Below are 25,211 nucleotides of genomic sequence, written 5' to 3'. Positions count from 1 at the left end.
TCTTTTTTTCATGCAATTTTAAATGTGGCACAAAAATCGCTTAGGTATTGCAAAGTAATACCCACGGGGGAGAATTTAATGGAAAACGTCCATATTTTGACGCAGCGTGTGTCTGGTCGCGGTGATTTTTTGCCGTTTTCGGCTGAACACTCACCAACCAATGAGATAACAGAAGCGCATAAACTCGTCGCAGAGCTACAAACTAGCTTAGTAATTGAGGATGTTTTAGCTATATATGCAAAATTTACAAAACAATTGTTAAATTTCTCTGGTTTACAGTTTCAGTCAACACTGGGAACTATACAAACATCACAGAGCGAAACAAGCAGTACACCCTATATTTTTGACTTGGCGATTGGTAAAGAACATTTAGGGCAGCTAATTTATTTTAGTAAATTTCCGCTTGGTCAAGCAATTGAGAAAAAGCTACATACTTTACATACTGCGCTGGTTTATCCACTTCGTAATGCGATGATGTATAGCCGAGTATTAAAGCTTGCCACAAAGGATGCATTAACTGGCTTAAATAATCGCAGTCAATTTAATGACTTTTTACTTCAAAAGCTTGAAAACTGTCGTCGTTACCAACGTCCATTCAGTTTAATGCTGCTTGATTTAGATAACTTTAAACAAGTTAACGACAACTTCGGCCATAAAATTGGTGACGATACACTTAAAGAGTTTTCAAAAGTACTGTGTAGCAGCATACGCGGCACTGATTCTGTATTTAGATTTGGTGGTGATGAGTTTGCTTTACTTATTGAAGACCCTGAGTTTACAACGAATAAAGTGATTGCTGAGCGGATAATGTGCCTAGTAAGAAAGTCACCCCTAATGTCTAAATACAAAGTAACAACCAGCATTGGCTTTACTTTAGCTAGCAGCAAAGATTGCGAAACAGAAATATTTGCTCGCGCCGATAAAGGTTTATACAAAGCAAAAGCATCTGGCAGAAACTGCGCAAAAGCCTACTAACATTTGCTCACACTAATTGAATGAAAAAGCCTAGCTTCCCCCGCTAGGTTTTTTTATTGCTAAAGCTTCCAGCTTCAAGACTTGGTACTTACCAACCGACTTATATATGGGGTCTCTTTAACGACAAGGGAATTGCGCTATAACTAGGCACAAGTTTTTATATCTAGTTGTTCTAAATGAAAAATTTTTAACAACGTTATAGAGTTATTTAATTCGTTAAATTGTTCAAATATTTATGCCGGTTGGTATATCAATTTATAAATAAACAAAGCAGCACAAAAGCCAAAAAAGAATCCGCTAATTAAATTAAGTAATGCGGTAATAGTAGCAAGCGGTGTAAATAATACTAAAAGCAGTGGCAGGCTCACGCCTAAAATAAAAAACAATCCACCTTTACCTAACCAATAAGCTAATAAAAGCACTGCAGATACAATTCCACCCGCAACTGCATAACCTAGCGTAACTATATTTAGCTCAAGTAAAATATTAGCAATAATAGCTATAACGGCCGTTATTAGCATACCCATTGGCGCTTTTGTTACTAACGACAAACCAACATGCGGCTGTTTACTCATTTATTTACACTCCCAAAAAATACCATTTTCATCAATATGCTTAGCACTTATAAAATAACCAACTACCTGCACTAATTCATCATTATAAAAAATAAGCGGCACACTGGCGCGAAGCCAAGGTGCTATTTTTGCATCTTTAAACCAATGCTTAACTGTATTACTACCAGGCTTTTTAAGTGGTTTAATGCGTGCGCTATTGCAATTAAAGCGCACTATTACTTGCTCATTAGCGTGTGGAGGTCTTACTCCGTAACCGGTGCTTTTAATTAATAAGCGCCCGTCTGCCAGTTTTAGCTGTGAATGATTCAGCTCAATATCTGTTAATACTTCACTTGGTGTTACAAAATACAAATAACCTTGATGACGACGTATTTGCCCATCGAGCAAATCAATACGCATTTGTGCATCGTTTTTTGCGCACATTGCTTGATTAATTATTTGCTCGAGCTGCTTTTGCGATGGCATCACTTGTGTAAATAGTGCAAGCCACGCACGTACTATATTTGCAATGCGCGCTGCGCTGTACTCGCTTATTTTGCTAATGCACAGTGCTTGATGCTCGTTAATACACTTATTTAAATCAAGCTGGGTATATTCATCAAGTAGAGTTTGCTGTTGCTGTAGTAGTTCAATGCTTCGTGCAGTGCATTGTTCAAACCCATTAAAGCGCTCAGCTAACACGGGTACTATTTTTGAACGTAAAAAATTACGGTCAAAGCTTTCATCTGTATTAGAGTCATCGGTTATGTGGTTAATATTAAACTGCGCTGCAAACGCTTCTATATCGCTGCGCGTTACACTTAACAATGGCCTAAAACATATACGCCCACTTTGCAGCAAGCGCTCTTTATACATAGAACCAAGCCCTTTTAAACCTGAGCCACGCTTTAAGCGCAATAAAAACGTTTCTACTTGGTCGCTTAAGTGTTGGCCCAGTAAAATAATGCTGCCTTGTGGGCTTAGTTCATCAAGTGCTTTATAACGGGCGTCGCGTGCTTGGGCTTCAAGACTTGTGCGCGACTGCGGCTCAATAACAACTTTCGCAGTTTCAAAAGGCACATTAAGCTCAATGCATACGTTTTTGCAAAAGTGTTGCCAGTCATCAGCATACTGGCTCAAGCCATGGTGGACATAAATAGCCGATACATTAATTGCAGGGTTATCTACTTTTAAAGTGCGCATTAAATGCAACAACACCACAGAATCAACGCCACCAGAAAGCGCCACTGTAAAAGCGGTGTTACCTTGCTCAATATAGCTATTTAATGATTTTTTTAATTGCTGATAAATTGCTGATGTATGCATATGGGCGCACTTTTATATAAAAACTCTGAACATTTTAAAGCAAAAAAGCCGCATAAGCGGCTTTTTTTTAACATTTAATGTGTTTAGCAATAACCAAACGACATTAAACGTTTGTAACGTTGATCAAGCATTTCTTCAAGCGTAAGCGCTTGTAGGTCTGCTAAGTCACGTTTAAGGCGAACTTTTAAGTTACGTGCCATAGCATCGTAATTGCGGTGCGCGCCACCTAGAGGTTCATCAATTAAGTTACTGATTAAATCTAGTTCTTTAACTCGCTCTGCGGTTACACCCATTGCTTCTGCTGCAAGTGGTGCTTTGTCGGCGCTTTTCCAAAGAATAGACGCACAACCTTCAGGCGAAATTACAGAGTAAGTGCTGTATTGCAACATGTTAACTCTGTCGCCAACACCAATAGCTAATGCACCACCTGAACCGCCTTCACCAATAACCGTACATATTGTCGGCACTTTAAGTGTCGCCATTACTTTTAAGTTACGCGCGATTGCTTCAGATTGACCACGTTCTTCAGCGCCAACACCTGGGTATGCACCCGGCGTGTCGATAAAAGTCATGATTGGCATTTTAAAACGCTCAGCCATTTCCATTAAGCGTAATGCTTTACGGTAACCTTCTGGCTTTGGCATACCAAAGTTGCGTTTAATTTTTTCAGCAGTGTCACGGCCTTTTTGTTGGCCAATAACCATTACTGGTTCGCCATCTAAACGCGCAACGCCTCCTAAAATAGCCGGATCGTTAGCAAAAGTACGATCGCCAGCAAACTCGTCAAATTCCGTGAAAATGCGCTCGATATAATCTCGAGTGTAAGGACGCAACGGATGACGTGCTAACTGTGATACTTGCCAAGCGCCTAAATTAGAAAAAATCTCCTGTTTTTGTTTGGCACTTTTTTCTTTTAATTTGCTGACTTCCTCTTCTAACTCAAGGTCTAATTCGCCAGCGCGGCTTATATTTTGTAATTCTTCAATTTTTGCTTCTAATTCTGCAATTGGAAGCTCAAAATCAAGATAATTGAGGCTCATGCTCTAAACTACCTAATCAGTTAAATTCTAGTTCTACATCTTGCGCAGCCATTAGTGATAACTTATGAATTAAGTCGTCACTTGGCGTAACACACCATTCGATCCCAAGAGTTAATTGCGCCAACGCATCTGGACGTTGGTAATAAACCTTGATCGGACACGTTCCCATTTTATAGGGTTCGAGTACTTTTTGTAATTTATCGAAGAAACCTGCCTCGACTTGCACCATGTTCAGCGTCATTTTAATCGCTTTAATACGCTTTTCACGCGCTTGAGCAATGGTGTTTATTTCTCTGGCGGTCATTGTAATACCACCGGAGAAGTTATCAAAGCTGACCTGTCCAGATATTACCAAGATATTGTTAACTTGGAGCATATCTTGGTACTTTTCAAACTCGTCTGAATACAAGCGTACATCAATCCGTGCACTCTTGTCATCTAAAGTTACTAAGGCCCAACGATTTCCTTTTTTATTAATTAATACCCTAGAAGCAATCACCAAACCTGCGGCTGTTGCAAATACATCGCGGTTCGTTGGCTGTAAATCAACTATTTTCCCGCTGGTATAATGCCTAAGCTCACGGCGGTACTGATTTATCGGATGCCCAGTTAAATAAAGGCCTAGGGTTTCTTTTTCACCATCTAACCATTCGTTATCAGTTAGGCCTGTGCCTTTAATAAAGGCTTGTTCAACTTCGTCAGGCTCAGTGGCTAATAAACCAAACAAATCACTTTGCCCTAATAGCTCAGCTTTATTGTGTTGGTCGGCCGCACGCATTGCACTTTTTAAACTAGCTAGTAATGTAGCACGGCCAGATTGCGTTTTTTCTGGCCCTAAATTATCGAGTGCACCTGAATAAATTAATTTTTCAGTGACGCGTTTATTTAAGCGTTTTAAATCAACTCGGGCACAAAAATCAAATAAATCTTTAAATGGGCCCCCTTTTGCACGCGCTTCTAATATTGCATCAACCGGTGCTTCACCTACGCCTTTTATCGCGCCAATGCCGTAAACAATCTCGCCTTGCAAGTTTACTGTAAACTTAAACTCACCTGCATTCACATCTGGCGGCAATAAGGTGAGCTTCATGTTTTCACATTCATCCACCAAAATAACGATTTTGTCGGTGTTATCCATATCAGCCGACATTACCGCAGCCATAAACTCTGCAGGATGATGCGTTTTCATCCACAGCGTTTGATACGAAACAAGTGCATACGCCGCCGAGTGAGATTTATTAAAGCCGTAACCTGCGAACTTTTCTACCAAGTCGAAGATTTTTATTGCGAGTTCGCCGTCAATGCCGTTATTTCTTGCGCCATCTTCAAACGTTGAACGCTGCTTTGCCATTTCTTCGGGTTTTTTCTTACCCATTGCACGACGCAGCATGTCGGCGCCACCTAGCGTGTAACCTGCTAGTACTTGCGCAATTTGCATTACTTGTTCTTGATACAAGATAATGCCGTACGTTGGATCAAGTATTGGTTTTAAGCTTTCGTGCTGATACTGCGCATCTGGGTATGAGATTTCTTCGCGGCCCAGTTTTCGGTCGATAAAGTTATCTACCATGCCTGATTGCAGCGGACCTGGTCGGAACAAGGCCACGAGTGCAATCATATCTTCAAAGCAGTCGGGCTTAAGTCGACGTACTAAGTCTTTCATACCGCGCGACTCTAGCTGGAATACAGCGGTCGTTTCGGCGCGAAGTAGTAACTCGATACTTTTTTTATCATCCAGTGGGATGGTATTTATATCAACGAGGTCTTTACCTTGGCGCTCCATGCGCACATTGGTCATTTCGACCGCCCACTGCAATATAGTCAGTGTACGTAAACCCAAGAAATCGAACTTAACTAAGCCTGCAGTTTCTACGTCGTTTTTATCAAATTGCGTTACCGGAAACTTACCTTCGTCATCGCAATAAAGCGCGGCAAAGTCGGTAATAGTGGTTGGCGATATTACTACGCCACCCGCATGTTTACCGGCGTTACGTGTACACCCTTCTAGGATGCGACACATGTCGATTAAATCTTTTACTTCGTTATCGCCATCGTAGGCTTCTTGCAAGCGCGGTTCTATATCAAACGCTTTAGCAAGTGTCATACCGGGGTCACCTGGAATCATTTTTGAGATACGATCAACAAACCCGTAAGGGTGCCCAAGCACTCGCCCTACATCGCGTATTACCGCTTTTGCAGCCATGGTGCCAAAGGTAATAATTTGCGATACCGCATTACGCCCATACAAAGCCGATACGTGATCAATTACTTCGTCTCGTCTATCCATACAAAAATCGACGTCGAAATCGGGCATTGATACACGTTCTGGATTCAAAAATCGCTCAAAAAGCAAGTCGAATTCAAGTGGATCCAAATCGGTAATTTTAAGTGCGTATGCAACTAACGAACCCGCACCTGAACCACGACCAGGCCCAACCGGAATATTGTTATCTTTACTCCACTGAATAAACTCCATTACGATTAAGAAGTAACCTGGGAATCCCATTTGGTTAATTACGCCAAGCTCTATATCAAGTCGTTCATCGTATTCAACGCGTTTTACTTTTCGCTCTTCGTCGTCGGGGAATAAAAACTGTAATCGCTCTTCAAGACCATCTTCTGACACTTTAACTAAAAACTCATCAATCTTAAGTGAGCCAGTTGGGTAATCAGGTAAAAAGTAAGTCCCTAGCTGAACAGTAACATTACAACGTTTAGCTATTTCTACTGTGTTTTGTAGAGCTTCTGGAATGTCGCTAAACAGCTCAGCCATTTGCTCTGATGTTTTTAGGTATTGTTCTTCAGAGAATCGCTTAGGCCTGCGTTTATCATCAAGCGTGTAGCCGTCAAAGATAGCAACGCGAATTTCGTGCGCTTCAAAGTTTTCAGGCTTTAAAAACACTACTTCGTTGGTCGCTACAACAGGTAACTGCTCTTTGGTAGCAAGCTCTACCGCCATGTGTAAGTAGTCTTCTTCAAGCGGTCGGTTAGTGCGAACAAGCTCAAGGTAGTAGTTATCGCTGAAATGCTGCTTATAAAAGCTAACTACCGATTCAATAACACTTGGATTATTTTTTAGTAACGCTTTACCTAAGTCACCATCTTTAGCGCCCGAGAGAATAATTAGGCCCGTTTTATGCTCCACCAGCCATTCTCGGTCAATCACTGGGCGATGAAACACATGCCCACGTTGATACGCTTTAGATATTAATAAGGTAATATTTTTATAGCCGTCGTTGTCTTTGGCTAATATGGTTAAGCGGCTTGGCTCGTCAGGAAATTCTGGGCTACGAACCCAAAAGTCAGCACCCACAATAGGCTTAATACCGGCGTTATGTGTTGCGCCGTAAAAACGCACTAAGCCACAAAAGTTCATTTGATCGGTAATCGCAATAGCGGGCATTTGCAGCTCTTGCGCTTTAGCAACTATTGGCTTTGTTTTAGCAAGGCCGTCAACCATCGAAAAATCTGAATGAACTCTTAAATGAACAAAATCAGGAGCAGCCATGCTTAACCCTCACCATTGGCTTGCGCCAATACACGCTGCACAGGTTTAAAGCTTTTACGATGCTCATCAATCGCGCCGTACTGCTCAAGCGCTGCAAAATGTGCTTTTGTTGGATACCCTTTGTGCCCTGCAAAACCATATTTAGGGTGGCGTTTATCAAGTTCAATCATTTCGTCATCACGTGCTACTTTAGCTAAAATAGACGCCGCTGAAATTTCTGCCACTAAGCTATCGCCTTTAACAATAGCTTGCGCTGGCATAGTGAGTTTTGGTAAGCGGTTTCCATCTATAAATACAAATTCAGGTTGCGTACTTAATGCCTCTACTGCACGGGTCATGGCAAGCATAGTCGCGTGCAGAATATTTAACTCATCAATTTCTGTTGGGCTGCAGCGCCCATAGGCATAACACAATGCTTTTTCTTTTATTTCAATCGCAAGCGCTTGGCGTTTTTTATCTGTTAATTTTTTAGAATCCGCTAAGCCAGCAATTGGTTTAGTGGGATCTAAAATGACGGCGGCAGTAACTACATCACCAACAAGCGGGCCGCGCCCTACTTCATCTACACCGGCAATTAAGGATACATTAGGTCTATCAATTTGCATTTATTAACTCCGCCACAGCATTAGCTGCTTGTTCGCTGGCATTTAATCTAATTTTTTCGTGAATAGCTAAAAAGCGTGCTTTTAGCTCTTTGTTATCAGTGTTGAGCATAGGAGTAAGCGCATTTGTTAAATTAGCCACATTACACTCACTTTGTAAAAACTCAGGCACTAGCTCTTCGTCTGCTAATAAGTTAGGCAACGAAAAATACTTAATATTAAACGTAAATAAAGTCTTAAATATCCAATAGCTCAACGGCTTTATTTTATAACCGACTACCATTGGCTTTTTATAAAGCATACCTTCAAGTGTTGCAGTGCCCGACGCTAATAAAATAGCATCGGCGGCTTGCATCGCTAATTTTGATTGTCCATCAAGCAGGTTAACATTAAGGTTTGGCGCGGTAGCGTTTAATATATCAGTAAACTGCGCTTTGCGTTTTTCGTTAACCAGTGGCACCACAACTTTAAGATTGGGGTTTTTAGCTTGCAGCTCTGCGGCTGTTTTAATGTAAGTTTCGCTTAGTAAACCAACTTCTGAGCCTCGGCTACCAGGAAGTAACGCCAGTACTTTGTCATCAAGGCTTAAGCCGAGTTCTGCACGTGCTTTGCTGTCGTCGTGTTCAAGTGCGATATCGTCTGCCAAAGTATGACCCACAAATGTACATGGCACTTGGTGCTTATCGTAAAATTCTTTTTCAAATGGTAATAACGCCAACACTAAATTAGTCGCTGCACTTATTGTATGAATTCGCTTTTCGCGCCACGCCCAAACAGACGGACTTACATACTGTACTGTTTTAATGCCCGCATCTTTAAGTGGCTTTTCAACGCGTAAGTTAAAATCGGGTGCATCAATACCAATAAATACATCAGGTGGGTTATCTACAAAATGCTGCACGAGTTGTTTACGTATTTTAAGCAAACGCGGCAAACGCCCTAGCACCTCAACAAGCCCCATTACCGAAAGCTCATCCATATCGTAAAGTGTTGTACAGCCCTGCGCTTGCATTTTAGGTCCTGCTATTCCTTCAAAAATGGCGTCCGGAAAGTGTTTTTTAAGGGCTTTAATTAAGCCTTCACCTAAAATATCGCCCGACAGTTCACCTGCCACAATACCAATTCGTAGTTGTTTTTTATCTTTATTCATTTGATTTTATTTCACAAGTAAACCAGGCGTTCATGCTTGTTAGTTTACCGTGTTTTACTGTTTGGTTAAACGCTTTAAATAACTGGTTTTTTATCACGTAAGTTAAGGCTTTATGTTGTTTGTTTTTAATACTGATGTAGCATAGGAAATATATATTAAGTTTTACTAATATGTATGTTGACAAAAATTGCACAAAAGTAAATACTATTACAAACTTTCAGTAATTACTGAAAGTTCATTAAACCTTAACTTTGCCAATTAAATGTTGCCCTGTTAATCCGTCACTCTCAAGGAGCCAATAATGATAGATGAAACCTTTGTGGATCTATCGCGATTACAGTTTGCTGTTACCGCTCTCTTTCATTTCTTATTCGTACCGTTAACGATAGGTATGACCTGGATTTTAGTTATTATGGAATCGGTTTATGTTATGACCGGTCGCGAAATTTATCGTGATATGACTAAGTTTTGGGGAAAATTGTTTGGTATTAACTTTGCAATTGGTGTGGCGACAGGCCTTACCATGGAATTTGAGTTTGGTACTAACTGGTCTTATTACTCCCATTACGTAGGTGATGTTTTTGGGGCTCCCCTGGCTATTGAAGGTTTAATGGCATTCTTTTTAGAATCGACCTTTGTAGGTATGTTCTTTTTAGGCTGGGACAGACTCTCTAAACGCCAACATTTAGGTGCAACCTTTTTAATGGCCATTGGTACTAACATGTCGGCGCTGTGGATTTTGATTGCCAACGGTTGGATGCAAAACCCAGTAGGTGCTGAATTTAACTATCAAACCATGCGCATGGAAATGACCAGCTTTGCTGAGCTTGTGTTTAATCCTGTAGCACAAGTTAAGTTTATTCATACCGTATCGGCAGGTTATGTAGCTGCATCTATGTTTGTACTGGGCATAAGTAGTTGGTACATATTAAAAGGTCGTGATTTAGCGTTTGCTAAACGTTCTTTTTCGGTCGCATCGGGCTTTGGTTTAGCATCAATTCTATGTGTAATTTTACTCGGTGACGAATCAGGTTACGAAGTAGGCGAAGTTCAAAAAGTAAAACTTGCCACGATTGAAGCTGAATGGCACACAGAAGAAGCTCCGGCTGCGTTTACCGCATTTGGTTTTCCTGATTCAGAAGAGCAAGTAACACATGCTGCGGTTAAAATACCTTACGCACTTGGGTTAATTGCTACGCGTTCACTTGATGAGCAAGTAACGGGTATTAACGACCTAGAAAAACAACACGAAGTACGTATTCGCAACGGTATGATTGCTTATGAATACCTTACAAAACTCAGAAACGGTGAAGATACGCCAGAAAATATTGCTAAGTTTAATACCCTAAAAGATGATTTAGGTTATGGCTTGTTACTTAAGCGCTACACACCTGATGTTGTAGATGCTACCGAAGAGCACATTCAAAAAGCGGTTAAAGACTCTTTCCCTAAAGTAGGCCCTATGTTTTGGTCATTTAGGATTATGGTTGCCTGTGGTGTAGCCATGCTTGGTGTATTTATATTGGCATTTTACTACAACGCACATCGCGTTATTGAGCAAAAACGCTGGTTGTTATGGGCTGCCGTATTGAGTATTCCACTACCTTGGATAGCTATTGAATTTGGCTGGATAGTTGCTGAGTATGGCCGTCAACCTTGGGCTATATCTGAAATACTGCCGACCTTTTTAGCTACGTCGTCACTAACAGTAAACGATATTTTAATTAGCTTAACTGGGTTTATTGTTTTCTATACTGGTTTAGCCATTGTTGAAGGTTGGTTGATGATCCGTTTTGTTAAGCAAGGGCCAAGCTCGCTACATACTGGTAAGTATCATTTTGAATTACCAAACAAAGCTGATAAAACTGAAGGAGAGCAATCATGATTTTTGATTATGAAACATTAAAAATGCTTTGGTGGTTGATCATTGGTGTGCTGCTTATTGGCTTTGCTATTACCGATGGCATGGATATGGGCGTTGCTATGTTGCTTCGCCTCGTTGGTAAAACAGATTCAGAGCGCCGCACAGTAATAAACACAATTGGCCCGCATTGGGATGGTAACCAAGTATGGTTTATAACTGCAGGCGGCGCGTTATTTGCGGCGTGGCCTATGGTTTATGCAGCTGCATTTTCGGGCTTTTACTTTGCCATGATGCTAGTACTCTTTGCTTTGTTTTTTAGACCACTTGGGTTTGATTACCGCAGTAAAGTAGACTCAAAACGCTGGCGCAATAACTGGGATTGGGGCTTGCTTGCAGGCAGCGCGATTCCAGCATTAGTTTTTGGTGTTGCTTTTGGTAACTTATTTTTAGGCGTACCATTTAATATTGATAACTTAATGCGTGTTAGCTACCAAGGTTCATTTTTTGGTTTACTTAACCCGTTTGGTTTGCTTGCTGGTTTAGTGAGTATCACTATGCTAATTGCTCATGCTGGTATGTGGTTACAGCTTCGTACAGCTGATGCAGTAGCAGATCGCTCAGGGCAATATGGTCGTTATTCACTGATTGTGTTTATTATACTGTTTGCAGGCGCTGGTTTTTGGGTTGCTAATTTAACGGGTTACCAAATTGTATCTATGCCTGATACACAAAGCCATGCAGATCCATTAGCTAAAGTAGTAACAACAGCCCAAGGCGCGTGGCTTAGCAATTACAGTGAACGCCCATGGACTATGACCTTTCCTATTCTAGCGTTTGCAATGGCACTAAGTGCGCTATTGTTTTCTAAATTGAACAAACCAGCACTTGGACTTATTTCAACAAGCTTAATGTTAATTGGCGTGATTATGACGGCCGGTGTTTCACTGTTCCCATTTATTATGCCATCAAGCAACAATCCAAATATTAGCTTAACAATTTGGGATGCGGTATCGAGCCATAAAACGCTCAATGTAATGTTTGTTGCAGTGTGTATTTTTGTCCCACTTATTTTAACTTACACCACCTGGTGTTATGTAAAAATGTGGCGCAGAGTAACGGTTGAAGAAATTGAAAACAACACTCACGGTAGCTACTAAGGAGACTAAACTATGTGGTATTTCGCTTGGATTTTAGGTGTACTTTTGGCCTGTACCTTAGGTGTAATAAATGTAATGTGGTACGAATTTCATCAAAATAAAAACAGCATTGCTGATGATGAACAAGCCATGCACGATTTATTAAACGATGCTAACAACACAAAAGATGACGACTAACCCCCGACCAGATCGCGCGCAGCAGCAATCACTGCGCGCTTTTTTAAAGCGTCAAAGTAAATCCGCTGCAGTGTGGTTAAAGTTAAGCATTGCACTGGGTACTTTTAACGCATTACTGATGATTGCAGGTGCTTATTTACTTGCGCAAACTATTCACAACGTTATGTTTGAAGGTAATAATTTAGCCCAAGTTACTCATTTATTATGGCCCTTAGCAGGCATTATTTTATTGCGCGCGGTATTTTTAGCGTTAAGCGAACGCTTGAGTGCATATGCTGCACTTAAAATAAAATCGGCTATGCGCCAAACACTTCTAAATAAGCTCAGCTTACTTGGGCCAAGCTATATAGAACAACACGGCCAAGGCGCTACATTAAATACCCTACATAATGGCGTAGAAGCACTCCACGACTATTATGCTAAATACCTACCCGGAGCTGCTTACAGCGCGCTTATTCCGCTGGCAATATTGGTTGTTATTTTTCCGACAGATTATAAAGCTGGGCTGATATTTTTATTAACCGCCCCGCTCATTCCTTTTTTCATGATTTTGGTAGGCTCAAAAGCCGAAGCTTTAAACCAAAAACGCTGGAAGCAACTTGCTGTACTGGGCAATTACTTTTTTGACCGCGTACAAGGTTTAACTCAACTCAAGCTATTTAATGCAACACGTACCGAGCTTAAACAAATAGCCAAAATTTCAGACGACTTTAGACACGCTACACTCGATGTTTTAAAAATCGCGTTTTTATCATCATTTGCACTTGAGTTTTTAGCCACCATTAGCGTGGCATTAGTCGCAGTAATTATTGGTTTTAGACTGTTTTTTGGCACTCTTGATTTTGCTACTGGCTTTGTGGTGCTACTTTTAGCGCCTGAATTTTATTTACCACTGCGCCAGCTAGGTAGCCATTACCATGCACGCTTACAAGGCATTAGTGCCGCTGCCGATATGGTTGCGATTTTAAATGCACCACTGCCAAATGACGAAAATGCGTCAGCGACTACAAACACGCCTGAAAACAATTTAACTTTAAATGCAATTAACTCCATAAGTATCACCGACCTTAATTTTATATACCCAGATAGTAACGAAGGGATTAAAAATATAAATTTAACACTGCCAAATAAAGGCTTAATTGCCGTTGTGGGCAGTAGTGGATCAGGTAAAAGTACGTTGCTTGACTGCTTATTAGGGTTTCACCCTGAGGTGATTAACCACCTATCTATTAATGAGCAGAGTTTAAGTACAACCGATATTACTTACCTGCAAAATAACATTGCATGGATACCACAAAAAGCGACGCTGTTTTACGACACCATTGCTGCCAACATTAAATTGGCCAAACCAACTGCCACACAGCAAGAGCTTGAACATGCAGCAAAGCAAGCTGGTGTGCTTGAATTTATAAATACCCTACCCGATGGTTTTAACACACTGATAGGTGAGCAAGGCGAAGGGCTTTCTGGCGGACAAAAGCAACGCATCGCACTCGCACGTGCATTCATAAAACAAGCACCAGTTTTAGTGCTTGATGAGCCTACAGCGCACCTTGATAGCCAAACAGAGCAGCTTATTCAAGATGCTATTAATGAATATGCTAAAAATAACTTAGTATTAGTCATTGCTCATCGATTAAATACCGTTAAACATGCCAGCAATATCATTGTTATGCACGATGGAAAAATAGCTGAGCAAGGACACTTTGAAACACTTGCAACGCAAAATGGTGCATTTGCTAACTTACTAAAAACGGCTAAACAAGGGGTTGCGCATGCATAATTTTATTCGCTTATTAAAGCTTTGTGCTCCTCATTATAAAGCTATGCTATTGGGTACATTTTTAGCAACGATTACGGTATTAGCTAATGTGGGCTTGTTGGCTATTTCTGGCTGGTTTTTAGCGTCAATGGCGGCTGCAGGTCTTGCGGGCGTGCAAATGAACTACTTTACTCCAGCAGGAACGATTCGGTTTTTAGCAATTGTACGAACTGCATCGCGCTATGGCGAACGCCTAGTTACTCATAACGCCACGTTTTTATTACTAAGTGAAATACGTACCAATGTATTTGCAACGTTAAGTAAGCTTAACAATGTTGATTTAGCAATGAGCCGCAGCGCTGATCTAGTTAACCGATTACAAAACGATGTAGACGCACTCGACAAGTTTTATTTAAACGTTTTACTTCCTATGCTAGTCGCTCTTTTAAGTGTGCCAATCATCATGCTGTTTATGTCGGCCTATAATGGCAACGTCGCCCTTATTTGCTTTACTGGCATTATACTTATTGGTGTGGTTATACCTGCCCTACTCAGCGCAAAGCTCACTAAAAACAGCCATAAAGAAACACAACTTAGTGCACAACTTCGCTCTGAGCTTTCAGATACACTCACAGGACTTAGAGAGCTTAGTATTTATCAAGCCCGTTCGCAGCAACTTAATAAGTGCGACGAATTAAGCGAGCAGTACAATCAGCAATTATTTATTCGCCACAAAGCACTGGCAAACTCAGATGGGTTAAGCTTGTTGGTTGTTCAATTAGCGATGCTTGCTAGCATAGTAACCATAGTTCCACTGGTTTACACCAACAGTATGGTAAATGTAGAACTTGCTATGTTAAGCCTGTTTGTACTGGCAAGCTTTGAAAGTGTATTGCTACTACCCAATGCGTTTATAGAGCTTCCTAGTGTATTAAAAGCAGCAGAGCGGTTGTTTACACTTGAAGATAAAGCCGCTAACTCACAAGTTAAAGATACACATGTAGACGTTGATAAAAGCTTTAGCGCGCAAAACCACACGCTAGCACTTAACAATATTAGCTACCAATATGGTGAGCAAACAGCGCTTACTAATATCAGTTTTGAGCTAATGCCCCAGCAAAAAGTAGCGATTGTAGGTAGAAGCGGCAGCGGTAAAACAACGCTTGTAAATTTACTGACTGGTTTATGGCCTTTACAACAAGGCAGCATAACGCTAAATAGTCAAAATAGCGTTGTTAACTTACATTCGTTAAATAATGATATACGCGCAAGTGTGATAAATATATTAGCCCAGCAACACCATATTTTTGATGGCACACTGAGTGAAAATTTACGTTATGCCGCGCCAAATGCAACTAAAGAGCAAATGATTGAAGCGCTCTCGTTAGCGCAATTAAGCCCGTGGTTTAATGAGCTAAAAGAAGGTTTAAAAACACGATTAGGCACTGGCGGGCGTAATGTGTCGCAAGGTCAGTCTAGACGTATAGCTATTGCACAAGCATTACTTAAAAGCCCGGCTATTTTAGTTCTTGATGAACCAACAGAAGGTCTTGATAATCAGTCTAAGCAAGGGGTAATGCAAGCAATAATGCATGTTATGAATAACGCGAGCGTGCTCACAATTACGCACGATCCCGCTCTACTTGCTCAAATGGATAATGTTGTATGGTTAGAAGGCGGTAAAGTAGTCGCACAAGGCTCTCATAAAGAGCTCAGTGGGGCTTATCCTGGTTATGTTGCGCTAACTACCCGGTTTTAAAACCTTTATAGACACGTCGATAACGCCGACCTTAGGGTCGGCTATCTTTTTAAACATACTTTTTGATAAATCAATAATACGACCTCGCACATACGGGCCTCTATCGTTGATTCTTACCGTGACTGATTTGTTATTGGCTAGATTAGTAACAACCACCGTAGTACCAAAATCGAATTCTAAATGGGCTGCCGTGGCGGCTTGTTGACTAAAGCGCTCTCCGTTGGCGGTTGTTCTTCCGTGGTATTTATCAGCATAAAAAGATGCTTTCCCAACTTGAGTGATTTCTCCAGCAGATGATTTAACAATAGGCTGGCTACTACAAGCGGCTAAAACTGAAGTAATAAAAAGAGTGACTACTAACTTAGGTAAACGCATAGGACGGCTTTTATTATATAAATTACCCGCATACTAACTCAATTACCCTGAGTATTAACTGAATTAGCTTAAAGCAGGGCAATAAAAAACCACCTTCGATTTATCATCTAGGGTGGTTTTTTTAATGCTTAAAGCAAACCCGCGAATTATCTTACGATGCCGCGCTCTGAGTTTTTAACAAAATCGACCATCAGTTTCACAGCAGGATACTTTGCGGCATCCTCACTAAGCGACTCAATAGCTTCTTCAGCACCTAAGCTTTTACGATAAAATGCTTTGTATGCACGGCGTACAGCCATAATTTCATCACTTTCGAAACCACGACGCTTCATGCCTTCTTTATTGATAGCTGCAGGACCTGCAGGCATACCAATGGTAGTAACAAATGGTGGTACATCTTTGTTAACACCTGAATACATACCAATAAAGGCATGTGCACCAATTTTACAAAACTGATGAACACCCGAATTACCACCAAGGATAACCCAATCGCCTACATGTACATGGCCGGCCACACTTGCGTTGTTAGCAAAAATTACGTTATCGCCAATTACCGCGTCATGTGCAACGTGTGTATAAGCCATAAACAAATTATTACTACCAATTTTAGTAACACCTTGGTCTTGAATCGTACCACGGTGAATAGTGGCACATTCACGGATAACGTTGTTATCACCCATTATTAAAGTGGTTGGCTCGTTGTTGTATTTTTTGTCTTGGCAGGCTTCACCCACAGACGCGAACTGAAAAATATGATTGCCAGAGCCAATAGTTGACGGCCCTTTAACAACAACGTGAGACTCAATAATACAGTTATCACCGATAACAACATCATTGCCAATATAACTATACGGACCAACTGAGACATTGTTGCCTAGTTTAGCGCCAGGTTCGATTATTGCTGTAGAATGGATCACTATTAAAACTCTCTTCTCGCACACATAATTTCGGCACTACACACTATTTTGCCGTCGACTCTAGCTTCTGCAGCAAACTTCCAAATGTTGCGACGTTCTTTTAAAAACTCAACATGAAGATGCATTGTATCACCAGGAATTACAGGTTGTTTAAAACGTGCGTTATCAACAGCAGCAAACAAATACAATTCGTTTTCGCTACGGTTTTCTACTGTTTTAAAACCTAATAAACCCGTTGCTTGCGCCATTGATTCTAATATTAGCACACCAGGAAAAATTGGCTGATTTGGAAAGTGCCCAGTAAAAATTGGTTCATTTATAGAAACATTTTTAATAGCATGTAAAGACTTGCCAGGTGTGAAATCAATAACACGATCAATTAATAGCATCGGGTAACGGTGCGGTAATAAACTTAAAATTTCTTGAATATCAAGGCTATTTAATTCGTTTGCCAAAATAGCATCCTTATTAGTGTTCAACGTTATGACTTAGTCAATGCTTCAAGCGCTTTAAGACGAGATTTCATGTCTGAAAGGTTACGCAAGTGAGCTATTGATTTACGCCATTCTTTGTTTGTTGTATGGGGCATACCAGATGAGTAAATACCTGGTTCGGTGATTGATTTTGTCACCATACTCATGCCGGTAATTATAACACCATCACATACAGACATGTGACCATTAATTGCAACCATGCCACCAATTTGACAGTTCTTGCCAATGGTAACGCTTCCTGCAAGTACAGTGCAGCCCGCTATTGCGGTGCCTGAATTAACTTCAACGTTGTGTGCTATTTGACACTGATTATCGATAATAACATTGCTATGAATGATGGTATTGTCCAGTGCACCACGATCAATTGTCGTACTTGCACCAATTTCAACTTTGTTGCCTATGATCACTGAACCAAGTTGAGGTATTTTAACCCACTGCCCGCGCTCATTTGCATAACCAAACCCATCACTACCTACAACACTATTTGCTTGAAACAAACAATCTGAACCAATTTCAACATCGTGATAAATAGTCACACTAGGCCAAAGCTTAGTGCCAGAACCTATTTTAACACGTTCCCCGATAAAACTGTTCGGACCAATTTGCGCGTTGTCACCTATAACTGCATGAGCTTCAATGACTGCGTTAGCACCAATAGCGGCGCTATCACTAACAATCGCTGTTGAATGAACAGTTGCACTTGGATGAATACCCGTCGAGGCTGAGCGTGGTGTTGTATCCATAAATTGCGCTAATTTTGCGTAACTTACATACGGATTAGCAACAATAATTTTGCTACCACTAAAGTACTCTGCATCGGCTTGGCTTACTATTACAGCACTAGCTTGAGTAGTCTCAAGTTGCGATCGATATTTTGAGTTCGCTAAAAATGCAATATGCCCAGAATGGGCATTTGCAAGTGTCGCTATTTTTTTTATTTCTAAAGCGCCATCACCCTGAAGTTCGGCGCCTAGAAGTTCCGCAATTTGCGAAAGCGTATAATTTTGCATAGAGTGATTATTTCTTACTAACAGCGGCTACAACTTTAGATGAAAGATCAGTTACTTCTTTAGGGTTAAAGTAAATTGTTGTGTCTTTTACTTTAACTTCGTCAAAGTCGCCGTCTTTAGCAATCTCTTCAATTGTTTTGATGATTACACCTTGAACTTTAGCAAGCTCTTGGTTTTGACGCGCTTTAATCTCTTGCTCTAAAGGGCGACCTTGTTCAGCAAGATTTTTTTGCATGCCCTGAATTTTTTCACGTAGAGTATCTTTTTGAGCTTGGCTCATAGTGGTACTTTCGCGTTTAAATTTTTCAGCTTCAAAACGAATATCGCCTTGTAACTTTTCAAGCTCTTGACGACGTTCAGCAAACTCAGTTTGTAAAGACTGTTCAATTTTAGCCATTTGAGGTATTTGCTTGTAAATTTCTTGCATATCAACAATACCTACTTTATGTGCAAGTGCACTCGCAGAAGTACCCATCAATAACGTTGCTAGAACAGCTACTGCCGTTGATTTAAATAATTTAGTCATAAAAAACTCCTTTAAAAAGTGTTACTAATGTTAAAGCTGATAGTTTTCGTATCGTCATCTTCTTCTTTTTGCAATGGATACGCAAAACTAATCAACATTGGACCCATTGGAGAGATCCACTGTAATGAAAGACCGGTTGACACCCTAAAGCGCATAGGATCTGAATAGTCATCTAATTTAGCACGCTCATCCGGTGCTAAGTTTTGATAGCGATCTACATTAAACTCTGTATCCCATACGTTTGCAGCATCAACAAAGAAGCTAGTACGTACAGAACTGGTATTCTCTTCGTCTAAGAATGGTGTAGGAACAATTAACTCCATACCCGCTACTGCTTTAGCATTACCACCAATACGGCCTTGCGGTATTAGAATATCAAAGTCTGATGCACCACCAATGCTACCGGTTGTAGTACCGTCAGCACCAGGCGTACCCGGAATAGACTGCGGTATACGCGATACAGCACGTGGTAGTATTGTATTACGGTCAAAGCCACGTAGTTCCATTTCCGTTATACGGAAGTACTCTTGGAACGGAAGTGTTTGCTCATACCCGTTTGTAGAACCATAACCATTACCATAACCAAGCGCCGCACGCGTTGAGAATACCCAGCGGTGATCGTTTGATATAGGCCAGTAAAAACGCGAATCGTAATTCAGTTTAAAGTACTGAAGATCTGAGTTAGGCGTTGTTGCTGTTAAGTTTAGAGTTTGACGCGAACCCGCAGTTGGGAATAAACCACGGTTAACGGTAATACGCGACCAACCAACACTCAGCTCATACTTAGTAAAGTCAAAGCCAGCATCTGGGTTGTCTGGATCTAAGAATGTTTCACGAAGTACACGCGTTTGCTCGTACTCTGCAATATCAGAAAGCTCTTCTTTAATCCAACGAGCGCCAAAGTTAACTCGGTTTATTGCATCAATTGGAAAACCAATGTTTGTACCTAAGCCATAACTTTTCGATTTGTATTCAACAAGGCTAAATTTACTTGCATCGTAGTTTCTGTAAAAGATACTACTGCCCTGTGATACACCATCTGGCGTAAAATACGGGTCTGTGTACGATAAACTTATACTTTCAGAACCTACAGATGTATTCAGGTTTAAACCAATTTGGTTACCGGTACCTAAAAAGTTAGATTCCGTTACACCAATGTTAAATTGTAAGCCTTGGTAAGAACCATAAGCAAGACCAGCATTAAAGCTACCCGCTGATTGCTCTTTTACAGTAAAGTCTACATCTACTTGATCATCCACACCTGGTACAGGCACTACGTTAAAATCAACTTTTTCCATGTAAGGCAAACGTTGAATTTGTAGTTTTGAACGCTCAAGGTTTTGATTAGATAACCATGCACCTTCAAGTTGCGTCATTTCGCGGCGTAATACTTCATCAGCGGTGTTTTGGTTACCACCTACAATAATACGACGAACGTATACACGCTTACCTGGATTAACCGATAGTGTTAGTTGTACTTCTTGCTTTTCGTCGTCAATTTCTGGAATTGTACGCACTTCAGCATTCGCGTAACCAAAACGTGCTAGGTAGCTTTTAATAAATTCTTCAGATGAGGTAACCACTGAGCCGTTATAAAGTTCACCCGCTCTAAGTGGGATAACACTTTTAATTAAATCTTCACGGCCAAGCAAGTCACCTATAAAGTCAAAACCTTTAACTTTATACTTTACGCCTTCAGTTAAGTTAGCTGTAACGTAAACTGACTCACGCTCAGGGCTCACTGATACTTGCGTTGAATCGATATTAAAACGTAGATAACCACGGTCTAAATAGTAGCTACGGATTTTTTCTAAATCGCCTTCAATGGTTTGCTTTTGGTAGCGATCGCTTCCCATAAACTGCCACCAAGGTAAATCTTGTTGCGACTCAGCAAGCTTTAAAAGCTCTTCATTAGAAAAAAGTTCATTACCCACTAAGTTAATTTGGCGGATAGAAGCAGCATCACCTTCATCAAACTCTAACTTAAGTTTAACGCGGTTACGTGGCAGCTTAGTAATACTGATATCTACTTTAGCGTTATATTTACCAATGCTGTGGAAAAACTCAACTAAGCCTTTTTCGATACTATCGATAACGGTTTTATCAAGTGGTTCACCTTGGCGAATATCTTGCTGATCAAGAGACTCATTAAGCTGCTCGTCTTTAATGTCTTTATTGCCTTCAAACTCAATAAAGCTGATGGTAGGACGTTCCGTTACTTTAAAAATAACGTTGTTGCCATCACGAAGTGCTTTTATGTTATCAAAGTGCCCAGAACGATAAAGTGACTTTATTGTTTTTGAAATCGTATAGTCATCAACATTATCGCCTACGTTAATAGGAATATGTGTTAGCGCTGCACCAAGTGCTACGCGCTGCAAACCTTCAACTTTCAGGTCTTCAACAATAAAGGAGTTTTGGCCTAGGGCTGCAAAACTTGCACCCAATAAACTTGTTATTGCCAAATGTTTTTTTATAGCCATTTTATTATCTTTATCCTTTACAACTGTATTACCGCATAACACCTTACTAGTGGTGCTTTACAATCGTGTTCTAATTAGTAATTTGCCACGCTGTAACTACAAACGCGATACATCATTGAACAAAGCGAAACATGTTAGAAAAATGAGTAACAAGGCACCCACTTTAAAACCAAACTCTTGTGTCTTTTCAGAGACCGGCTTTTTACGAAAAAGTTCAATTATGTAATACATTAAGTGTCCGCCATCAAGCACTGGTAGGGGTAATAAATTAAATACACCCAAGTTAACGCTTATTAAGGCTAAAAAGCTTAAAAAGGCCACTAACCCATAGCTTACGCTAGTTCCAGCGCCTACTGCAATGCCCACAGGACCACTTAAATTTTTAACCGAAACCTGGCCTGTAACTAAATTACCAATCATATCAAAACTGAGTGTAATTAAGCGCCACGTTTCTTTTGTGCCTCGCACGATACTATCGAGCGGGCCGTAATGTCTAGTCTCTACATAACCATCAGGCCATTGCTGTACAACAGGAGCAACACCTAAAAAGCCTTGCTCAATACCGTTATTATCAATGCGCCCTTTAGGGGTTACTGTAATTGCTTGTATAGTATCTTGTCTTTTTACACTAAATTGTAAAGATTTGTTAGCTGATTGCGTAATAAGATTAACTAATTGCTGCCAATTGCTTATTGTTTCACCGTTTACAGCCAAAATTGTGTCGTTAACTTGTAAATTAGCGTGTTCTGCTGCTGAGTCTTTAGTCACGGCGGCAATTGTTAAAGTTGCTTGAGGTCTAAATGGCACAATACCTAACGAACTTAGTGGTGGTACGTCTCGCTGGTCAAGCTTCCACCCCTCTAAATTAAGCGTTTTAACACGTGGTTGAAAGTTTTTATCACGAACAATAACTTCAACGCTTTGCTCGCCTAAGTTAGACATAAGCGCAAACGTGGCATCTTGCCATGTCGTTATGTCATCATCACCAATTTTTATAATATGTTGAGAAGGCATAATGCCCGCCTGCTCTGCGCGACTGCCTTCGGTTATGCTGCCAACAACTGGCTTAACCGATTGCACTCCTACCATATACATCACCGCAAGAGCAAAAATGGCAAACAGAAAGTTAGCCATTGGCCCCGCAGCAACAATAGCAATACGCGCTTGTACAGATTTAGAGTTAAACGATAAGTGACGTTGATTTGCTGGTACGTCATCAACTCGCTCATCAAGCATTTTTACATATCCGCCTAATGGAATAGCGGCAATCACGTATTCGGTATTATATTTGTCATGCCATTTTAACAGTGGCTTACCAAAACCAATTGAAAAACGCAGCACTTTAACGCCCATTTTTCGTGCAACCCAAAAATGGCCATATTCATGTATGGCCACTAAAATACCAAGCGCTAAAATAAATGAGCCAAGATTCCAAAAAAAATCAAACATATTAATGCGCCACTTTTGTTATAAATTCTGAAGCGCTAATACGCGCTAATTTATCACACTCTAAAATTTCATCTAGGCTTTGCACATTGGTGTAAGTTGCAGCTTCTAGCGTCTGTGCATTTATTTTGTATATATCGGTAAAACCAATTTTACCGTTTAAGAATGCGTCCACAGCTATTTCATTTGCTGCGTTAACCGTTGTTGTCGCACCCTGCCCTGCACTACACGCATCAATCGCTAATTGTAAATTTGGATAACGAGAAAAATCAGGTTTAGTAAACGAAAAATCACAAATGTCAGAGAAGTTTAACGGTTTAACACCCGCATTAATTCGCTCAGGATACGCAAGTGCATGGGCAATTGGCGTGCGCATATCGGGGTTACCCATTTGCGCTAAAATAGAACCATCGTGGTACTGCACCATTGAATGAATGATACTTTGTGGATGAATAACCACATCAATATCACTCGCATCACAATTGAATAACCACTTAGCTTCAATAAACTCTAAACCTTTGTTCATCATAGTTGCGGAATCTACTGATATTTTTTGACCCATCGACCAGTTAGGGTGTACAACGGCTTCACTTACGGTTACATCTTTTAACGTATTTATATCACGCGTTAAAAATGGGCCACCAGAGCCGGTAAGCAAAATTTTACTTACGCCATGTTGCTGTAGTTTTTGATCGCCTTTGGCATTTTGTAACGAAGACGGTAGGCATTGAAAAATTGCATTATGTTCGCTATCTATTGGCAGCAAAGTGGCTTTATGTTGTTTAACTTTATCAATAAACAACTGACCTGACATAACTAAAGATTCTTTATTAGCTAGTAGTACTTTTTTACCCGCTTCAACAGCACTTAATGTAGGTAGTAAACCAGCTGCACCTACAATTGCCGACATTACAATGTCAACATCAGGATGAGCACATAAGTCACTCATTGCTTGCTCACCGTGCATAACAAGAGTTTGGCACTGAGTATTGGCTAAATACGCAGATAATTGCTCTGCGGCCTGCTGGTTAGCCATAATCGCATAAAGCGGTTCATGTTCAATACACAACTCCGCCATTTTCTTTGCATTTTGTCCTGCAGCCAAAACAAAAACATCAAATAGCTCTTTATTGCGCGACACAACATCAAGTGTACTTAAACCAATTGAGCCCGTTGCGCCTAAAATAACCAGCAATTGCTTTTGGCTCATAAACTAAGAGTCCACGCATAGCACATAACAAACATTGGAGCAGCAGCCGTTAAGCTGTCAATTCTATCTAAAATACCGCCGTGTCCTGGTAAACATCGACCGCTATCTTTTAAACCAGCTTCACGTTTAAACATGCTTTCCAGTAAATCACCTACCGCAGAAAACAACGCAATAAATGCTGTCATTATCGCGTACACAGGCCATACAACTAAATCAACATCGGTAAAGTGACAAAATGCTAATACAAAAATAATAGAAGCGACTACACCGCCTGCTAACCCTTCAATTGTTTTATTAGGGCTTACTTTAGGCATTAACTTATGTTTACCAAAACTTTTACCCGTAAAGTAAGCACCCACATCTGCGCTCCATACAATACCGAGTACCACTAAAATTAGCACCGAACCAAAATGAGTTGATTCAGCATATTGCGCGCTACGTAGTGTATTTAGTGCAAGCCATAACGGCACAAGCGTTAATAATCCTGCAATGCCGCGCATAACTAGGCCTTCATTCCACGCTTTAGCCATTTCTGGGTAGCGCCAAATTAAATAGCTAGCAACAATCCACCAAGCAAACGAAAGCGTGAATACGTAATTTGCATCACCGACTAGCTTGCCATTTTCCCATAATGATTCAATAGGCCAATGTAAATTAAGCAAGGCAAGTAAAGCGCCAATAAACACAACAAAGGCAGCACGTTTAAGCTTGTCGCAAAGGCCCATAAATGCAGACCATTCCCATGCGCCTAATAATACAATTGCACCAGCAAAGTAACTAAATAACGTAAGCGGTGTATAAAAAACCAAAGCCAATGCTAATGGAGCTAGCACTAGAGAGGTTAAAATTCGTTGTTTTAACAAAATGTGACCCTTA

The 25,211-nt window shown here is 40.6% G+C and carries 21 protein-coding genes; 6 read left to right on the top strand and 15 right to left on the bottom strand.

The window, feature by feature from the left end; genetic code table 11:
• Nucleotides 1-78: 78 nt before the first annotated feature.
• On the top strand, nt 79-975 hold the full coding sequence (locus tag I6F40_RS08170; RefSeq protein WP_166379123.1) for a GGDEF domain-containing protein: 897 nt from the start codon (nt 79-81) through the stop codon (nt 973-975).
• Nucleotides 976-1,208: 233 nt separating this feature from the next.
• Here the strand turns inward: I6F40_RS08170 and I6F40_RS08165 are convergent, their stop codons facing one another.
• The 6 genes from I6F40_RS08165 to lpxB all read right to left on the bottom strand — a co-directional run bounded on the left by I6F40_RS08165 (nt 1,209) and on the right by lpxB (nt 9,155).
• Nucleotides 1,209-1,550, bottom strand: coding sequence for a hypothetical protein (locus I6F40_RS08165; RefSeq protein WP_166379125.1), 342 nt, complete (start codon nt 1,548-1,550; stop codon nt 1,209-1,211).
• Nucleotides 1,551-2,855, bottom strand: a complete 1,305-nt coding sequence (gene tilS, locus I6F40_RS08160) for a tRNA lysidine(34) synthetase TilS (RefSeq protein WP_166379127.1) — start codon at nt 2,853-2,855, stop codon at nt 1,551-1,553.
• Between the two features lie 83 nt (nt 2,856-2,938).
• Nucleotides 2,939-3,895, bottom strand: coding sequence for an acetyl-CoA carboxylase carboxyl transferase subunit alpha (accA, locus tag I6F40_RS08155; protein WP_007581016.1), 957 nt, complete (start codon nt 3,893-3,895; stop codon nt 2,939-2,941).
• Between the two features lie 16 nt (nt 3,896-3,911).
• Nucleotides 3,912-7,403 (bottom strand): DNA polymerase III subunit alpha, encoded by a 3,492-nt coding sequence (gene dnaE / locus I6F40_RS08150; protein ID WP_166379131.1) that lies wholly within the window; start codon nt 7,401-7,403, stop codon nt 3,912-3,914.
• Between the two features lie 2 nt (nt 7,404-7,405).
• Nucleotides 7,406-8,008: a ribonuclease HII gene (rnhB, locus tag I6F40_RS08145; protein ID WP_166379133.1), complete on the bottom strand. Its 603-nt coding sequence runs from the start codon at nt 8,006-8,008 to the stop codon at nt 7,406-7,408.
• The gene (gene lpxB, locus I6F40_RS08140) at nt 7,998-9,155 is read right to left on the bottom strand and encodes a lipid-A-disaccharide synthase (RefSeq protein ID WP_197192741.1); all 1,158 of its coding nucleotides are present in this window, start codon (nt 9,153-9,155) and stop codon (nt 7,998-8,000) included. The genes rnhB and lpxB overlap by 11 nt, the downstream gene beginning before the upstream one ends.
• Before the next feature lie 301 nt (nt 9,156-9,456).
• Here lpxB and I6F40_RS08135 point away from each other — a divergent pair, with 301 nt between their 5' ends.
• Genes I6F40_RS08135 through cydC form a run of 5 tightly spaced genes read left to right on the top strand, consistent with a single transcriptional unit; the run spans nt 9,457 to nt 15,874 of the window.
• Nucleotides 9,457-11,040: a cytochrome ubiquinol oxidase subunit I gene (locus I6F40_RS08135; protein WP_197192740.1), complete on the top strand. Its 1,584-nt coding sequence runs from the start codon at nt 9,457-9,459 to the stop codon at nt 11,038-11,040.
• The gene (cydB, locus tag I6F40_RS08130) at nt 11,037-12,176 is read left to right on the top strand and encodes a cytochrome d ubiquinol oxidase subunit II (protein WP_231609329.1); all 1,140 of its coding nucleotides are present in this window, start codon (nt 11,037-11,039) and stop codon (nt 12,174-12,176) included. The genes I6F40_RS08135 and cydB overlap by 4 nt, the downstream gene beginning before the upstream one ends.
• Before the next feature lie 12 nt (nt 12,177-12,188).
• Nucleotides 12,189-12,353 carry a cytochrome bd-I oxidase subunit CydX gene (gene cydX, locus I6F40_RS08125; RefSeq protein WP_002958303.1) on the top strand — a complete coding sequence of 55 codons (165 nt, stop codon included), beginning with the start codon at nt 12,189-12,191 and terminating at the stop codon, nt 12,351-12,353.
• Nucleotides 12,343-14,136 (top strand): thiol reductant ABC exporter subunit CydD, encoded by a 1,794-nt coding sequence (gene cydD / locus I6F40_RS08120; RefSeq protein WP_197192739.1) that lies wholly within the window; start codon nt 12,343-12,345, stop codon nt 14,134-14,136. The genes cydX and cydD overlap by 11 nt, the downstream gene beginning before the upstream one ends.
• Nucleotides 14,129-15,874, top strand: a complete 1,746-nt coding sequence (gene cydC, locus I6F40_RS08115) for a thiol reductant ABC exporter subunit CydC (protein ID WP_197192738.1) — start codon at nt 14,129-14,131, stop codon at nt 15,872-15,874. The genes cydD and cydC overlap by 8 nt, the downstream gene beginning before the upstream one ends.
• Here cydC and I6F40_RS08110 read toward each other — a convergent pair.
• The 9 genes from I6F40_RS08110 to I6F40_RS08070 all read right to left on the bottom strand — a co-directional run bounded on the left by I6F40_RS08110 (nt 15,857) and on the right by I6F40_RS08070 (nt 25,198).
• On the bottom strand, nt 15,857-16,249 hold the full coding sequence (locus I6F40_RS08110; protein ID WP_121954030.1) for a septal ring lytic transglycosylase RlpA family protein: 393 nt from the start codon (nt 16,247-16,249) through the stop codon (nt 15,857-15,859). The genes cydC and I6F40_RS08110 overlap by 18 nt on opposite strands.
• Before the next feature lie 146 nt (nt 16,250-16,395).
• On the bottom strand, nt 16,396-17,166 hold the full coding sequence (lpxA, locus tag I6F40_RS08105; protein WP_007580998.1) for an acyl-ACP--UDP-N-acetylglucosamine O-acyltransferase: 771 nt from the start codon (nt 17,164-17,166) through the stop codon (nt 16,396-16,398).
• A 2-nt stretch (nt 17,167-17,168) separates the two neighbouring features.
• Nucleotides 17,169-17,621 carry a 3-hydroxyacyl-ACP dehydratase FabZ gene (fabZ, locus tag I6F40_RS08100; protein ID WP_007580997.1) on the bottom strand — a complete coding sequence of 151 codons (453 nt, stop codon included), beginning with the start codon at nt 17,619-17,621 and terminating at the stop codon, nt 17,169-17,171.
• Nucleotides 17,622-17,647: 26 nt separating this feature from the next.
• A complete protein-coding gene (lpxD, locus tag I6F40_RS08095) occupies nt 17,648-18,670 on the bottom strand; it encodes a UDP-3-O-(3-hydroxymyristoyl)glucosamine N-acyltransferase (protein WP_197192737.1) in 1,023 nt (340 codons plus the stop codon).
• A gap of 7 nt (nt 18,671-18,677) precedes the next feature.
• Nucleotides 18,678-19,196 carry an OmpH family outer membrane protein gene (locus tag I6F40_RS08090; RefSeq protein WP_024606271.1) on the bottom strand — a complete coding sequence of 173 codons (519 nt, stop codon included), beginning with the start codon at nt 19,194-19,196 and terminating at the stop codon, nt 18,678-18,680.
• 11 nt (nt 19,197-19,207) lie between these two features.
• Nucleotides 19,208-21,679: an outer membrane protein assembly factor BamA gene (gene bamA / locus I6F40_RS08085; protein ID WP_197192736.1), complete on the bottom strand. Its 2,472-nt coding sequence runs from the start codon at nt 21,677-21,679 to the stop codon at nt 19,208-19,210.
• A gap of 96 nt (nt 21,680-21,775) precedes the next feature.
• Nucleotides 21,776-23,128 (bottom strand): sigma E protease regulator RseP, encoded by a 1,353-nt coding sequence (gene rseP, locus I6F40_RS08080; RefSeq protein WP_197192735.1) that lies wholly within the window; start codon nt 23,126-23,128, stop codon nt 21,776-21,778.
• 1 nt (nt 23,129) lies between these two features.
• Nucleotides 23,130-24,335 carry a 1-deoxy-D-xylulose-5-phosphate reductoisomerase gene (gene ispC, locus I6F40_RS08075; protein WP_197192734.1) on the bottom strand — a complete coding sequence of 402 codons (1,206 nt, stop codon included), beginning with the start codon at nt 24,333-24,335 and terminating at the stop codon, nt 23,130-23,132.
• Nucleotides 24,332-25,198: a phosphatidate cytidylyltransferase gene (locus tag I6F40_RS08070; RefSeq protein WP_007580986.1), complete on the bottom strand. Its 867-nt coding sequence runs from the start codon at nt 25,196-25,198 to the stop codon at nt 24,332-24,334. Before I6F40_RS08070 ends, ispC begins: the two co-directional genes overlap by 4 nt.
• Between the last annotated feature and the right edge of the window lie 13 nt (nt 25,199-25,211).

Source organism: Pseudoalteromonas sp. SWXJ133 (assembly GCF_015864365.1).
GTDB classification, from domain to species: Bacteria; Pseudomonadota; Gammaproteobacteria; order Enterobacterales; family Alteromonadaceae; genus Pseudoalteromonas; species Pseudoalteromonas arctica.
Note: the sequence above shows the minus strand (reverse complement) of the source record. Positions and strands in the feature narration are given on the sequence as shown.

What these genes read in the sequence shown, in the direction of transcription:
- I6F40_RS08110 (WP_121954030.1), bottom strand. Translation starts at nt 16,249, where the DNA reads ATGCGTTTACCTAAGTTAGTAGTCACTCTTTTTATTACTTCAGTTTTA.
- cydD (WP_197192739.1), top strand. Translation starts at nt 12,343, where the DNA reads ATGACGACTAACCCCCGACCAGATCGCGCGCAGCAGCAATCACTGCGC.
- rnhB (WP_166379133.1), bottom strand. Translation starts at nt 8,008, where the DNA reads ATGCAAATTGATAGACCTAATGTATCCTTAATTGCCGGTGTAGATGAA.
- I6F40_RS08135 (WP_197192740.1), top strand. Translation starts at nt 9,457, where the DNA reads ATGATAGATGAAACCTTTGTGGATCTATCGCGATTACAGTTTGCTGTT.
- tilS (WP_166379127.1), bottom strand. Translation starts at nt 2,855, where the DNA reads ATGCATACATCAGCAATTTATCAGCAATTAAAAAAATCATTAAATAGC.
- bamA (WP_197192736.1), bottom strand. Translation starts at nt 21,679, where the DNA reads ATGGCTATAAAAAAACATTTGGCAATAACAAGTTTATTGGGTGCAAGT.
- dnaE (WP_166379131.1), bottom strand. Translation starts at nt 7,403, where the DNA reads ATGGCTGCTCCTGATTTTGTTCATTTAAGAGTTCATTCAGATTTTTCG.
- ispC (WP_197192734.1), bottom strand. Translation starts at nt 24,335, where the DNA reads ATGAGCCAAAAGCAATTGCTGGTTATTTTAGGCGCAACGGGCTCAATT.
- lpxB (WP_197192741.1), bottom strand. Translation starts at nt 9,155, where the DNA reads ATGAATAAAGATAAAAAACAACTACGAATTGGTATTGTGGCAGGTGAA.
- cydX (WP_002958303.1), top strand. Translation starts at nt 12,189, where the DNA reads ATGTGGTATTTCGCTTGGATTTTAGGTGTACTTTTGGCCTGTACCTTA.
- I6F40_RS08090 (WP_024606271.1), bottom strand. Translation starts at nt 19,196, where the DNA reads ATGACTAAATTATTTAAATCAACGGCAGTAGCTGTTCTAGCAACGTTA.
- cydB (WP_231609329.1), top strand. Translation starts at nt 11,037, where the DNA reads ATGATTTTTGATTATGAAACATTAAAAATGCTTTGGTGGTTGATCATT.
- rseP (WP_197192735.1), bottom strand. Translation starts at nt 23,128, where the DNA reads ATGTTTGATTTTTTTTGGAATCTTGGCTCATTTATTTTAGCGCTTGGT.
- cydC (WP_197192738.1), top strand. Translation starts at nt 14,129, where the DNA reads ATGCATAATTTTATTCGCTTATTAAAGCTTTGTGCTCCTCATTATAAA.
- I6F40_RS08165 (WP_166379125.1), bottom strand. Translation starts at nt 1,550, where the DNA reads ATGAGTAAACAGCCGCATGTTGGTTTGTCGTTAGTAACAAAAGCGCCA.
- lpxD (WP_197192737.1), bottom strand. Translation starts at nt 18,670, where the DNA reads ATGCAAAATTATACGCTTTCGCAAATTGCGGAACTTCTAGGCGCCGAA.
- I6F40_RS08170 (WP_166379123.1), top strand. Translation starts at nt 79, where the DNA reads ATGGAAAACGTCCATATTTTGACGCAGCGTGTGTCTGGTCGCGGTGAT.
- accA (WP_007581016.1), bottom strand. Translation starts at nt 3,895, where the DNA reads ATGAGCCTCAATTATCTTGATTTTGAGCTTCCAATTGCAGAATTAGAA.